Source organism: Bacillus sp. FSL R9-9530, from assembly GCF_038008145.1.
Lineage (GTDB): Bacteria > Bacillota > Bacilli > Bacillales > Bacillaceae_G > Bacillus_A > Bacillus_A mycoides.
In genome coordinates this window covers 5,128,679-5,141,797 of sequence record NZ_JBBOYO010000001.1, presented here as the reverse complement: position 1 = coordinate 5,141,797, position 13,119 = coordinate 5,128,679, and the positions used below count along the sequence as shown (strand labels likewise).

General features: G+C 35.0%; 19 protein-coding genes and 1 pseudogene. 4 read left to right on the top strand and 16 right to left on the bottom strand.

Translation table 11 applies throughout. The annotated features are described in order from the left end of the window. Window positions 1-2: 2 nt before the first annotated feature. The 6 genes from MKX66_RS26100 to gcvT all read right to left on the bottom strand — a co-directional run bounded on the left by MKX66_RS26100 (window position 3) and on the right by gcvT (window position 5,180). Window positions 3-377 (bottom strand): GntR family transcriptional regulator, encoded by a 375-nt coding sequence (locus tag MKX66_RS26100; protein ID WP_002015024.1) that lies wholly within the window; start codon window positions 375-377, stop codon window positions 3-5. 116 nt (window positions 378-493) lie between these two features. Continuing rightward, window positions 494-685, bottom strand: coding sequence for a hypothetical protein (locus tag MKX66_RS26095; protein WP_002088608.1), 192 nt, complete (start codon window positions 683-685; stop codon window positions 494-496). A 70-nt stretch (window positions 686-755) separates the two neighbouring features. Next, entirely contained in the window at window positions 756-959 is a 204-nt protein-coding gene (locus MKX66_RS26090) for a DUF3929 family protein (RefSeq protein ID WP_000262495.1), read from the bottom strand. Between the two features lie 284 nt (window positions 960-1,243). Continuing rightward, window positions 1,244-2,719, bottom strand: a complete 1,476-nt coding sequence (gene gcvPB / locus MKX66_RS26085) for an aminomethyl-transferring glycine dehydrogenase subunit 2 (protein ID WP_002122485.1) — start codon at window positions 2,717-2,719, stop codon at window positions 1,244-1,246. Continuing rightward, entirely contained in the window at window positions 2,716-4,059 is a 1,344-nt protein-coding gene (gene gcvPA / locus MKX66_RS26080; protein ID WP_002034012.1) for an aminomethyl-transferring glycine dehydrogenase subunit 1, read from the bottom strand. Before gcvPA ends, gcvPB begins: the two co-directional genes overlap by 4 nt. 20 nt (window positions 4,060-4,079) lie before the next feature. Beyond that, a complete protein-coding gene (gcvT, locus tag MKX66_RS26075) occupies window positions 4,080-5,180 on the bottom strand; it encodes a glycine cleavage system aminomethyltransferase GcvT (protein WP_002034013.1) in 1,101 nt (366 codons plus the stop codon). Between the two features lie 391 nt (window positions 5,181-5,571). Between gcvT and MKX66_RS26070 the strand changes: the two genes are divergently transcribed. Both MKX66_RS26070 and MKX66_RS26065 read left to right on the top strand, forming a co-directional pair. Continuing rightward, the gene (locus MKX66_RS26070) at window positions 5,572-7,254 is read left to right on the top strand and encodes a DEAD/DEAH box helicase (protein ID WP_002015016.1); all 1,683 of its coding nucleotides are present in this window, start codon (window positions 5,572-5,574) and stop codon (window positions 7,252-7,254) included. Then, a complete protein-coding gene (locus MKX66_RS26065) occupies window positions 7,241-8,035 on the top strand; it encodes a YqhG family protein (protein ID WP_002138323.1) in 795 nt (264 codons plus the stop codon). The genes MKX66_RS26070 and MKX66_RS26065 overlap by 14 nt, the downstream gene beginning before the upstream one ends. Window positions 8,036-8,084: 49 nt before the next feature. Here the strand turns inward: MKX66_RS26065 and MKX66_RS26060 are convergent, their stop codons facing one another. Together MKX66_RS26060 and MKX66_RS26055 are read right to left on the bottom strand one after the other, a co-directional pair. Next, window positions 8,085-8,216: a hypothetical protein gene (locus MKX66_RS26060; protein WP_002088613.1), complete on the bottom strand. Its 132-nt coding sequence runs from the start codon at window positions 8,214-8,216 to the stop codon at window positions 8,085-8,087. A gap of 98 nt (window positions 8,217-8,314) precedes the next feature. Further along, the gene (locus MKX66_RS26055; protein ID WP_000032698.1) at window positions 8,315-8,542 is read right to left on the bottom strand and encodes a hypothetical protein; all 228 of its coding nucleotides are present in this window, start codon (window positions 8,540-8,542) and stop codon (window positions 8,315-8,317) included. A gap of 71 nt (window positions 8,543-8,613) precedes the next feature. On the opposite strand from MKX66_RS26055, the pseudogene MKX66_RS26050 reads away from it, so the two are divergent. Together MKX66_RS26050 and MKX66_RS26045 are read left to right on the top strand one after the other, a co-directional pair. Next, window positions 8,614-8,731 (top strand): annotated as a pseudogene (locus tag MKX66_RS26050) (GTP pyrophosphokinase). Window positions 8,732-8,859: 128 nt separating this feature from the next. After that, complete coding sequence (locus tag MKX66_RS26045; protein WP_002015010.1) at window positions 8,860-9,495, top strand: VC0807 family protein; 636 nt, start codon at window positions 8,860-8,862, stop codon at window positions 9,493-9,495. A gap of 66 nt (window positions 9,496-9,561) precedes the next feature. Here the strand turns inward: MKX66_RS26045 and MKX66_RS26040 are convergent, their stop codons facing one another. From MKX66_RS26040 to comGC, 8 genes are all read right to left on the bottom strand, one after another. After that, window positions 9,562-9,762 carry a YqzE family protein gene (locus MKX66_RS26040; protein WP_002015009.1) on the bottom strand — a complete coding sequence of 67 codons (201 nt, stop codon included), beginning with the start codon at window positions 9,760-9,762 and terminating at the stop codon, window positions 9,562-9,564. A gap of 38 nt (window positions 9,763-9,800) precedes the next feature. After that, window positions 9,801-10,298: a shikimate kinase gene (locus MKX66_RS26035; protein ID WP_002129082.1), complete on the bottom strand. Its 498-nt coding sequence runs from the start codon at window positions 10,296-10,298 to the stop codon at window positions 9,801-9,803. A 151-nt stretch (window positions 10,299-10,449) separates the two neighbouring features. Further along, window positions 10,450-11,100, bottom strand: coding sequence for a 2OG-Fe(II) oxygenase (locus tag MKX66_RS26030; protein ID WP_002138329.1), 651 nt, complete (start codon window positions 11,098-11,100; stop codon window positions 10,450-10,452). Window positions 11,101-11,263: 163 nt separating this feature from the next. Further along, complete coding sequence (gene comGG, locus MKX66_RS26025; protein WP_002143127.1) at window positions 11,264-11,635, bottom strand: competence type IV pilus minor pilin ComGG; 372 nt, start codon at window positions 11,633-11,635, stop codon at window positions 11,264-11,266. Further along, a complete protein-coding gene (gene comGF / locus MKX66_RS26020) occupies window positions 11,632-12,093 on the bottom strand; it encodes a competence type IV pilus minor pilin ComGF (RefSeq protein WP_002165076.1) in 462 nt (153 codons plus the stop codon). The genes comGG and comGF overlap by 4 nt, the downstream gene beginning before the upstream one ends. Then, window positions 12,077-12,373: a hypothetical protein gene (locus MKX66_RS26015; protein ID WP_002190667.1), complete on the bottom strand. Its 297-nt coding sequence runs from the start codon at window positions 12,371-12,373 to the stop codon at window positions 12,077-12,079. The genes comGF and MKX66_RS26015 overlap by 17 nt, the downstream gene beginning before the upstream one ends. Then, a complete protein-coding gene (comGD, locus tag MKX66_RS26010; protein ID WP_002088622.1) occupies window positions 12,366-12,821 on the bottom strand; it encodes a competence type IV pilus minor pilin ComGD in 456 nt (151 codons plus the stop codon). The genes MKX66_RS26015 and comGD overlap by 8 nt, the downstream gene beginning before the upstream one ends. Continuing rightward, window positions 12,818-13,117 carry a competence type IV pilus major pilin ComGC gene (gene comGC, locus MKX66_RS26005; RefSeq protein WP_002088623.1) on the bottom strand — a complete coding sequence of 100 codons (300 nt, stop codon included), beginning with the start codon at window positions 13,115-13,117 and terminating at the stop codon, window positions 12,818-12,820. Before comGC ends, comGD begins: the two co-directional genes overlap by 4 nt. Window positions 13,118-13,119 lie beyond the last annotated feature (2 nt).

Genomic DNA, 13,119 nt, shown 5'->3' with positions numbered 1-13,119 from the left:
CCTTATTCCCCCTCATATAAACACGCAATCATCTGCTGTAAATCTTCAAGTGAAAGCTGCAACGCTTTACTTTCATTTACAACCTCTTCCACTTTACTTTCCAATAAACGAAGCCTTTGTTCTTTTAGTAGTTCATTATTTTTACGTGAAACATAAGTCCCTTTCCCAGCAACAGTTTCTATATATCCTTCTTTTTCAAGCTCCTCGTACGCACGCTTCGTTGTAATTACACTAATTTGTAATTCCTTCGCTAAGCTACGAATAGACGGTAATTGGTCTCCACCCTTTAAACCACCATTTAAAATAAGCTGGCTTAATTGTTTTCTTATTTGCACATAAATAGGGTCTTGGGAAGAATTCGAAATAATAATATTCATGTTTTCCTCCAGTGTGTATATACTGTATATACCTTATATACACAGTATATACACACCATCCTATTTTCGGCAAGAAAAAAAGACCAACATTTTCCTGTTGGTCTTTCGTATATGTATCACTTTTCAAAGCGATCTAACATTTCGTCTCTCATTCCGAAACTAACAACCGCAATTCCTACATACATAAAAAGAAGGAATGCTGGATGAACTGTATTGTACCAGCTGCTATCAACAATTAAATAAATCGTTAACGCCACAACAAGAACAAACGCTAAAATAAACATATAAAAGTGTCGTGTATTACCCATGATAAACTCCTCTCTTCTCTCTTCACCATTCAACAGTATATTGTATCGAATAATTCGATATGACTCAAGGTTAACTTTCTGTTATGTAATCAAGTTCTACCTTTACAATGTCCTCACACGCTATTGAAATGATTGTTCCTTGTTTATCAATCGCTGTCACTTCTCTATTATCCATTACACGGTGCGCTACTCTTTCTAACACTTTCCCTTGGTCTCGGTAACAAAATTCTTTTACATCTTTAATTGTTTCTCCATTTTCTAAATGGTATACCATTCTATAACATCGATATCCCACGCTTCCACCCCCGTCTTGCTCGTTTTTTCACATATACATAAAAATGAGTAATTTCTACCTCATCACATCTTCTTAATTTCAATAAAATTCTAACAAAAATAAATACTTTTATCAAACCGACTTTTTCAACAAAATCACCTATAAAACCGCATCTTTACAGCAATATGAAACAAAAAATATAAATTTTTAACATTTTTTTCATTCTAGCCACACCAATTTTGCAAAAAAAAGAACCCGCATGTAGCGAGTTCTTTTTTTTCCAATCACACTTGTACAGGTGCTAGCTTTTCATAACGTAAAACTGGTTTACGAGCAGCCAATGTTTCATCTAAACGTTTTATTACTGTTGTATGTGGTGCTTCTTGTACAACTTCTGGATTTTCTTCTACCTCTTTAGCAATTTGAATCATCTTATCAATGAAACCATCTAATGTTTCTTTTGATTCTGTTTCTGTTGGCTCAATCATAATACATTCTTCCACATTTAATGGGAAGTAAATTGTTGGTGGATGGTAACCGAAATCAAGCAGACGTTTTGCAATATCTAATGTACGTACACCAAGTTTCTTTTGACGACGACCTGACAATACGAATTCATGCTTGCAATGTCTATCGAACGGAAGATCATAGAATGGTGCTAATCTTCTCATCATATAGTTCGCATTTAATACAGCATACTCAGTTACTGCACGCAAGCCATCTGGGCCCATAGAACGAATATATGTGTATGCACGAACGTTAATTCCGAAGTTACCATAGAATGGTTTCACACGCCCAATTGCTTCTGGACGATCATAGTTAAAGTGATAGCCATTTTCCGTTTTCTCTAAAATCGGCTTTGGTAAGTACGGAATTAAATCAGCTTTCACACCTACTGGACCAGAACCTGGACCACCGCCGCCATGCGGACCTGTAAATGTTTTATGAAGGTTTAAATGCACAACGTCAAATCCCATATCTCCTGGGCGTGCTTGGCTTAATACCGCATTTAAGTTTGCACCATCATAGTATAATTTACCGCCTGCGTTATGGACGATTTCTGCCATTTCTAAAATATTTTCTTCGAATAGGCCTAATGTATTTGGATTTGTTAACATAAGTGCTGCTGTTTCTTCGTTTACAACACGTTTTAAATCATCTAAGTCAACAAGACCATGTTCATTTGATTTCACCGTAATTGTTTCAAAACCAGCTACTGTTGCAGACGCCGGGTTTGTTCCGTGAGCAGAGTCAGGAACAATTACTTTCGTACGGTTAAAGTCACCGTTCGCTTCATGATATGCACGAATCAACATTAATCCTGTCCATTCTCCGTGTGCACCAGCTGCTGGTTGTAACGTAACAGTATCCATACCTGTAATTTCAATTAAATGTTCTTGTAAGTCATACATTAATTCCATTGCACCTTGCACTGTTTTTTCATCTTGAAGTGGATGAATATTTGCAAAGCCTGCGAAACGAGCTACGTTTTCATTAATTTTCGGATTATATTTCATCGTACAAGACCCAAGTGGATAGAATCCAGAATCCACACCGTGGTTACGGTTTGAAAGCGCTGTGTAATGGCGCATAATATCAAGTTCAGATACTTCTGGAAGCTCTGCATCTTCTACTCGAATATAATCACTCTCAAACACATCTTCTAATTTTACTTCTTCTACATCTAATTTGGGTAAGCTATATCCTACGCGTCCTTCTTTAGTCACTTCAAAAATAAGTGCTTGGTCTTGGTTCTTCATTGGATAGCCCCCATTTCGTTTACAAGTGTGTCAATTTCCTCTTTTGTACGAAGCTCTGTTACCGCTACAAGCATATGGTCTTCATGCTCTTTATAATCACGGCCTAGGTCGTAACCACCGATAATATTCTTTTGTATTAATACATCATTTATTTCTTTAACTGGACGTTTACAATCTACAACAAATTCATTAAAGAATGGTCCAGCGAACGTTACTGTGAAACCTTTCGCTTCAAATTGACGTTTCGCATATTGTGCTTTAGAAATGTTTTGACGTGCCATTTCTTTTACACCTTGTTTGCCAAGTGCCGTCATTGCAACAGAAGCTGCTAATGCATTTAACGCTTGGTTTGAACAAATGTTAGACGTCGCTTTATCACGACGAATATGCTGTTCACGTGCTTGTAACGTTAATACAAATCCACGTTTACCATCTGAATCTACAGTTTGTCCGACAAGACGTCCTGGAATTTTACGCATAAATGCTTTCGTTGTTGCAAAGTAACCACAGTGCGGTCCACCAAACTGCGTTGGGATACCGAATGGTTGTGCATCACCGATTACAACATCAGCACCGAATTTTCCTGGCGGTGTTAATGCGCCTAATGATAATGGATTTGAAGAAACGATAAATAATGATTTTTGTTGATGAACGATTTTTTCGATATCAGCTAACTTTTCCACTTGTCCGAAGAAGTTTGGATATTGAACGATTACACAAGCAACTGTATCATCTACTTCACTTTGTAATACTTCTAAATCTGTTACACCGTTTTTATGATCAATTTCAACAACTTCAAGATTTTGACCTTTTGCATATGTTTCAAGTACTGCTCTTGATTCTGGATGAACTGCCTTAGATACAAGAATTTTCTTTTTACGAGTATGACCAGCTGCTAGCATTGCCGCTTCAGCTAAAGCTGTACCTCCGTCATACATAGAAGAGTTTGCTACATCCATTCCTGTTAATTCACAAATCATTGTTTGGAATTCAAAAATTGCTTGTAATTCCCCTTGTGAAATTTCTGGTTGGTATGGTGTGTAAGCTGTATAAAACTCTGAACGAGAAATAACATGATCAACAATTACTGGAGCGTAATGATCGTATACACCTGCTCCTAAGAAAGAAGCATATTCTTTTAAGTTCGCATTTTTGCTAGCCATTTGAGATAGCTCTTTTAAAAGCTCTGGCTCTGATTTTGCTTCTTTAATTTTTAAATCCCCTTTAAAACGAACACTCTCTGGAATATCAGAGAATAACTCATCAATCGTTTGAACGCCGATTGTTTGTAACATTTCTTTTTTGTCTTCTTCTGTCATTGGAAGATAACGATGCAACATGAAATCTACCCCTCTCCCCGTTACTTTGAACGTTTATAAAATGGTGTTGGAACAACTACTGCTTTGACGCGTTTATTACGAATTTCAATTTCTACTTCTGTATCAACTGCTGCGTATTTTACATCAATTAGTGCTAAACCAATGCTTTTCTTTAACGTTGGAGATTGTGTACCACTCGTTACTTCCCCGATTTTTTCTTCTCCTATAAATACAGGGTAATGCGTACGAGGAATACCGCGTTCGATTACTTCGATGCCGACTAATTTACGAGATGCACCGTTTTCTTTTTGCTCTTTTAACGTTTCTTTTCCAAAGAAATCTGCTTCTTTATTTGGTTTTACCGCAAAGCCAATTCCCGCTTCAATCGGTGTAATATCTTTTGATAACTCTTGTCCGTATAACGGAAGTGTTGCTTCGAAGCGAAGTGTATCACGAGCACCTAAGCCACATGGTTTTAAGCCCTCTTCTGCTCCCACTTCAAGAAGTTTCTCCCAAAGTTTTGCTGCATCTTCACTCTTACAGTAAATTTCGAATCCATCTTCACCTGTGTAACCTGTACGAGATACAAGTGCAGGAATTCCATCTACAAGAATATTATTTTTAAATTTAAAGAACTTAATTTCTTTTAAATCTTCTGACACAACTTTTTGTAAAATGCCTTCTGCTTTTGGTCCTTGAATTGCAAGCTGCGCAACTTCACTAGAAACATTGACTACTTTCGCATCGCCAATTACATGGCTAGCTAACCATTCGTAATCTTTCTCGATATTTGATGCATTGATTACTAATAAATAGTCTTCTTCACCACGTTTGTAGATTAATAAATCATCTACTGTGCCACCATTTTCATAGCACATAGCTGTATATTGTGCGCCCCCTACCTTTAAGGTAGATACGTCATTTGTAACAACACGTTGTAAAAATGCTAAACTATCTACACCTTTTACCTCTACTTCTCCCATATGAGATACATCGAACAAACCTGCTCCTGTACGTACAGCTTCATGTTCCTCTTTAATGCTTGAAAATTGAACTGGTAATTCCCAACCACCGAAGTCGACTGTTTTCCCACCATACTTCGCGTATACATCAAATAACGGTGTACGTTGTAATGTAATCATGCTCTTTCCCCCTTATGCTCTGACAAATCAATAAAAGTTGCTTCCCATATCTAAACATTTTCATTCTGAAAAGATAAGGTTATACGGAATCTCAGTATATTTTTTTATGAAAGCGTAAATAAAAAGTTACTTTCTTGGATAAAATACGAAAGATTCCACACATTTCACACCATTATCCTAACATTATTCGCTATATTTCATCAATATTCTAGCATAAAAAATAATTTAGAATTTTTCATTCTTAATCTTATTAAATACAAATTTTGAAATTTAGCCCTTTATCATTGCCTATTCTTTAACTTTTAGTAATTGTGATAGCGCCTTATTACGAGGCTTATAATAAAGATTTTTTAAATAATCACTTTAGTTTATAAAAGGTGGGAGAGTCTTAATGAATGTCGATATTTCCGTAGATCGAACGTGGCAAAACAATTTTTTAAAAAGAATTGATGAAGATGGTCCTTGGACAAATTGGGATTTATATCATTTAGCTTATAAAACAGAGAAATCGTTACTCGTCCCTACTTTTGATGGATTGCAAGCACCGAAACATTTATCACATTTCACGCCGCTTCCACATCAATTAGAGGTCGCTCAAAATGTCATTGAACAAATGAATGGTAAAGCGATTCTAGCAGACGAAGTCGGACTTGGAAAAACGATTGAAGCTGGACTTATTTTAAAAGAATATATGGTTCGAGGACTTGTAAAAAAGGTACTCATTCTCGTTCCAGCTTCTCTCGTATCTCAGTGGGCGTATGAACTAAACACAAAATTTTTTATTCCTGCGGTCGCTCAAAAGAAAAGTTATTCTTGGGAACAAGCTGATGTCATCGTTTCATCAATCGATACTGCGAAACGTTCACCGCATCGCGATATCGTTTTAAACCTAGAGTATGACCTTATTATTATCGATGAAGCACATAAACTAAAAAATAATAAAACAAAAAACTATGAATTTGCACAGCGATTAAAAAAGAAGTTTTGTTTATTACTAACTGCAACTCCTGTTCAAAATAAAATCGATGAAATCTTCAACCTCGTTTCTTTATTAAAACCAGGTCATTTAGGCAATCAATCTAATTTTGAAGAATATTACGCTTCCAAAAATCGTTCCACTGAATCCGATGAAGATTTAAAAGCTCTTATCAATAAAGTAATGGTTCGAAATAGACGCAATAACACTGGCATTGATTGGCCGAAGAGGCATGTACGAACAATCTTCGTTGAATTCAATGAAGAAGAACAAGCTTTGTATAATGAAATTGAAAATTGGCGTGGACAAGATGCCGTCACATCTGCTTTCTCATCCTTAACTTTAAAACGGGAAGCATGTAGTAGTCGTGAAGCTGTTTACTATTCATTAAAAAAACATGTAGAAAAAAGACAGAAAGAAAATGAGCACTACATAAAGGACCCACATATTGATGTGCTGATGGACAAAATTAATCATATTCCGTTCAACTCCAAAGCAAATAAAGCACTAGAGCTTATAAAAGAAGTTGACGATAAAGTCATTATCTTCACTGAATATAGAGCTTCACAAATGTATTTACAATGGTTCTTACAACAACATGGCATTTCCTCTGTTCCATTTCGCGGTGGATTTAAGCGCGGGAAGAAAGATTGGATGAAGGAGCTTTTCCAAAATCATGCCCAAGTATTAATTGCGACCGAAGCTGGTGGTGAAGGAATTAACTTACAATTTTGTAGCCATATGATTAATTACGACTTACCGTGGAATCCAATGCGACTCGAGCAAAGGATTGGACGTATTCACCGTCTGGGACAAAAAAATGATGTTCACATTTATAACTTAGCAACAAAGCACACTGTTGAAGAGCACATTTTAAAACTACTATATGAAAAAATTAATTTATTTGAACGTGTAATCGGTGAACTCGATGAAATTTTAACGAGAATCAACATGAAAAATATTGATGCGCATATTCAAGAAATTTTCGCGCAGTCAAAAAGCGAAGGTGAAATTCGAATCAAGATGGAAAATTTAACATCTATTATCGATTTTGCGAAGCGCAATGAAGCAGAGGTGCAGGACTATGCAGCAAAATGAAATTCATAATTACTTATATAATTTTTTTGAGGCGAATAACTGCGAAATTTTAGAACGTTCCCCTCACCTATTAGACGTACAGTTAACAATTGAAATGGATAAATTATTAATGAACCGCCCTTTCTATTGGCACTATCTTGAAAAAACAGGAGGCGTTCCGAACCCGATGCGCCTTACTCTTATTACAAATCCAGAAAACGAAGAAAACGACGGTGAACTTATTCATTACGGTTCACCCCGTTTGCATCAAATATTTGAAACAACAAAAGAACTAGGTTCATACATACGTTTATATGAGGAAGTGAAACATAGCGGTGCAACTCATACCCCCCTTCATCCTTGGCTTGGTGTAAATATAAAAGTATCTTATCAATGCGACCGAAAAAAAGACATACTTCATTCCATCGGTATTCATCTTATTTCCGGGACAATGATTGCAAACTTTCATGACACTTTAGCAGAGATCAAACTCACACCGAAAATACCTGACTTTTGTTTTACCCTCTCACCTATCATTAAGCCACAAAGTGGCTTACAACGTATAGAGGATGCTTTAAAAAATATAATCGCAGAAGATGACCATACGTGGGCAAAAGAAGCGAGAGTGCGTTGGAATCACGATTTAGACCTTTTAAATCGATTTTACGAAGATAGCGATGAACTTCCAGAAAGCTATGAAATTGAAAAGCAAGCATTACAAGAACAATACGAACCACGCATTACAATACAAATTATAAACGGTGGTCTCTTTTATGTTACCGCAAATCATTTTCTATCTTAAAGAAAGCTCCTTCAGATTGAAGGAGCTTCTTTTAAGATATGTTCCCAGCCTATTCTCTATCTTCATTACGCTCTTGCTGTTTTTTCTCTGTCATACGTTTCTGATATGCACGATCCTTTGCACTTACATGGTTTGCATCAGTTGGAAGATTCTCTTTTGAACGACCAATTCCATTACTCATCTTTTTCGCCTCCTTTTTGCATGTTTCAAAATGCATCTTTATTTTCAGCTAGAGGCACAATCCTTATACAAAAAAATAAGAGCAGCCAGTAGCTGCTCTTACTCATTCACGTATTTTTGAAACATATCATGGATGCCTTGATTTACGAGGTTCGAGATCTGTTCGTCAGATTTATTCGGATAACGATCACGTAATCTGATAGATGCCTTCACCATTAAATTTTCTAATACAGAACGGCCACCTTCTCCATAAATAATTTCAGCATACTTAACCAGTCTTCCATCCTCTAATGTTGCTGGATTATGATTGAAGAAAAATTTACTCATTGTCTCCACCTCTCTTTTGATAACGTTTACATTTATATAGATTATTTATGTTATTTATTTCACAATATTGTATGCATGTATATTTAATTAGTTTCATTATAAAGTAACATATCAATAGTAAATATGTGATTTTCCATCCATTTTGTGAACAAATCAAAAAATGAAAGCGTTTCCTTTATTATATACTAAAAAAACTTACTACGCTAGGGACAATTTTTTTAATCTACTAATCATCTACTTTTCTTTTTTTTATTAAACCTTATACAATTTTCAGAAATTATATTATAAAATATATGTATGACTTAAGGAGGATTTGTATGAATCAAAATAAAAAAGCTATATTAGATCTTGTCTTTTATCTCGTATTCCCATTCCTCATTTGGAAATTTGCAAAACCTTATATCGATCCTTATTACGCAATGTTAATTTCCTCTGTTCCGGGGATTATTTATACACTGTATACCTTTAAAAAAGAAAAACAGTTTAACGTTACAGGGTTCTTTATTTTAATTACACTCATTTCTAATACAACGGTAGACTTAATATCTGGATCAGCGGAACGAATGCTATGGAATGATGCATATTATCATATCGTACTTGGCTGCATCGTTATATGTACAATCTTTATAAAAAAACCACTTATGTTATATTTCGCAGCGGATATTTCAGCACTGCAAGGTCATGATCGTGATAAAAGTCGTGAGCTTTATCGTGATAGTCGTATATATCCAGCACTGCAATATTTAACACTATTTTTCGGCCTTCAATTTATATTAAAAAGCTTCTTGAAAATCTATTTCATCTCTGTTTTCGGTGTAGATGGATATGGTGAAATGAGAGCTATTATGACCGCTGTTGGCTGGGGTATTTCTATTTGCATCGGAATAGGATTTGTATGGGTAAATAATAAGATACATGCGGTTACTGAAGAAAAAGAATCTGTGCAACAATAAATAAAGATCCCCTAGCAGCTTGTTGCACTAGGGGATCTTTATTTTGCCAGACATATTACGAAAAAGTTAGCTTGATTTTTTTCTTTTATTTTTTACATTTCGATAAAACAAAGCAGCGCTCAGTGGCATAACACCAAACCATTTATTTAAGAATGGCTCTTTCTCCGCACGACGTTGTTGTTTCTGTTGTTTTCGATCCTCTTTTGGAGCATCCATATATGACACAAATTGCTGTGTCACAAAGCGTACATAATCATTAGTAGACATATTATCATCACCTCTACTTGATTAGTATGTCCACTTTTTTATTCATTAATCTTTTGCTTTAATTCATTCATAATTTGCTTTACCGACTTATTTGTCGTATCGATATGAATATCAGCCTCTTCATAATAAGCTCGGCGCGATTCAAATTTCGTTATAAATGCATCTATATCTTTCTTCTGAAATAGTGGACGTGTCGTATCTTCACGAAGCCTTTCTGCAATTACATGTGGATCGCAATATAAATACACAACAGTTCCATTTTCCTTCATCCACTTTCGATTTTCCGCTCGTTCAATAATCCCTCCACCCGTTGTAATAATTACATTCTGAACCGGTAGTGAACGTAACATTTCACTTTCATATTCCCGAAAAGCCATTTCGCCTTCTTCGGCAAAAATATCACGAATTGCCTTCTCTTGCTTCTCTTCAATTTTTTGGTCTGTATCTACAACATCCATATGAAGTTCTTTACTTAACACTTTTCCAATTGTTGTTTTCCCGGCTCCCATATAGCCAGTTATGTATATAGATTTCATTTTCGTTCCTCTCAATCATCCGTTATTATTTGTTATTATAACGAAAGATGTTACTTTATTTAATAAAAAAACGTTTTGTTCTTCTTATGCTATGAAGAACAAAACGTAACATACTCACTATTTTCTCGTAATCAAACAAGCTGGCTCACTTTTACTTATAAGTACCTCTTCTCACCCACTGCGTTGCAATCCATTTCTCACCTTTCGTTACAGGTGCTCCTCCATGTAACGTAAGCTCATTTAGTAATTGATCTTGATAAAAATACTCAAAGTATACTGCCATTCCCTTTCTAGGGTGTACAGAAAGATTTAATTTCGGAAAGAATGTTTCCCCGCCTTCTTCTACATCATTTAAGTACATCACAAGAGTACTTATACGATTATTAGCAGCTGACCTGCTATGTTCTGCAAAATAATCATAGTGCGCTTTATATTCTTGATCCACTTCATAATTTAAAATGTGCAATCCTTCTCCATGCGCTACAGGAACATTCGTGATAGATGAAATTCGTTTTTCAATCTTCGAAGTAAGTTCATTCTCTTCCAAAAATGCACCACTACTCGTTCGAATATCATTTACATCACGTGATGAACCAACTTTAGAACGTTTCATATTACTTTTAGACAATTCAATCAATTCAGCGCACTCTTCATCACTTAATACATTTGCTAATACGACAATAAGAGGTTCTTCGAATTTTGAAATAATTTGTATTTCCCTATCCTCTGTCATAATCGTATTTCCTTTATGATCAAAAATAGTTTGTTCCTTATTTTCACCTATTTGATTGTTGTTTGTCATTTCCTTATCTCCCTAGAAAAAAATGATTGGATAGCATGAATATATCATATTCTTTCTACCTTTCTCTTTTTTGAGAAAATTTAAACTTTTGACCATCATTCTTATCCCTTTCCTCAAAGAAATTGACTCCCTCCACAATAGAAACTCATGGTTCTTTTACATATTATCCTTCTACCCAATCAAATATTTTATTATCCTTTTCCCTATACCGAAAGCTCACTGTATAGAAAACTCTCTGTTTTGTAACACATTGCAACGAAATGATAATAACATCATTTTCAAAGACGTACTTTCCACTCACTTCTCCTCTTTCATACTGAAATAAAAAAACATCCTCTTTTTCTTTTTGATGTAAGTCTCTTTTTATATCTGAAATAGCTCGATCAACAAGTTCCTCCATGAAAAAACTTTGTTCTATTTCAGAATAAAATTTTTTATCCGAAAGTAACATATTCGTTTCGTACATCAAAAATGAAATGAATAAAATAAGAAAAATAATTGTTCCTGGCATTACAAATCCATCTTGTTTTCTCATGTTTCTATCTCAATTTCACTATAGCGCACAGCCACGCCTTCATATATTTCACCACTTATATCTTTCACATATATATATAACAAATGAGGTGTTAATTTATACGAAATCGCTTCAATCCTTTGTAATATAAATTCCCTTCCGCGCATATTTACTTTTCTTATTAAATTACTATTCAACTTTTCATACGTCACCTGATCACCATTACGAAGTTGGAAGCGTAAAATATTCCCACCGTTTTCTAGCTCTATCTTCCTCCCACTTGATACTTCACGAAACTCTAATTGCATTTGTCCTAAAAACACATCCCACTCCCAGTCATTTAATCCTTTTGAATGTGTATTTTCTATCCCCATAATATGAAGACGCGGTAAAAGTAAAAAGAACATTGATAAAAGCAACAAACATGCAATCATTTCTATTAATGTAAATCCCGCTTCTTTTTTATTTTTCCTTTGCATAAAGGCATTGCTCCATCGCTTTTCCTCTCCTATCTTTCCACATCGTACAAACTTCATCTCCTCTCCAATATGTGTAATATACAATTCCTTTTATGACTTGCTCTTTTACTCGCTTTTCCTCATTCTCATACTTAAATAAGGCCGCTTCTTTTTTTAATAATATTAATGCTTTATAGCTCATTTTTATATTTTTTCTTTCTTGCATAATTAATAATGTTTGCGGGAGCAATAACGATACCGCCATCATTATTAAACTTAACGCTACAACCATTTCAACCATTACTGATCCTTTTTGACACTTCACGATACGTAAATCTCCCTCTTCCAAGCTGAAATACAATCTCATATTTATACCCTCGATAGGAAAGTAAAATCGTACCACCCCTATTAATATTCCCGCTCGGATTATATGTCATTGGATTTGGAAAGGTATGCAAATCCATTTGGACATCTTTATCATATTCTCTCTTAACAATTAAAAGGTCTGTCTCCGATTCCGAAATATAATACATATGTTTCTCTTTAAACCAGCGTAACGTATAATGTTTTTGACGCTTAATCGCTAACTGCTGCATATACAAAATATCATTTGAAAACTGTTTCAAAAACTGCTCAACTTTTTGTTTTTCATGTAATGAAGTAACGTTAAAATGCGTAACAACACTCAGTACAGAAATAGCAAATAAGACAAGTAGCATTTCTAAAAGAGTAAAACCTTTTTGCTTCACGATTTCCCAGCTGATACCGTACCATCATCGGAAATATGGATTGGTTCACCTTTCGGGCAAGTTTTTGAAGTAATATACTTTCCTGTTTCAAGTTCCTCTATTGATGGAATCTTATTATGTTGCAAGTGATATGCTTGTATTTGTGCTTCTATAGATTTCACATAGGCTGCACATCCTTTTCCTTGGACGGATGAGCGCTGTGTAACTACATTTGGAATAATTAATAGTAATAATACAGTTATGACAACCATAACTAATAACATTTCTAAAAGAGTAAAACCCTCCTCATTCTGCATGT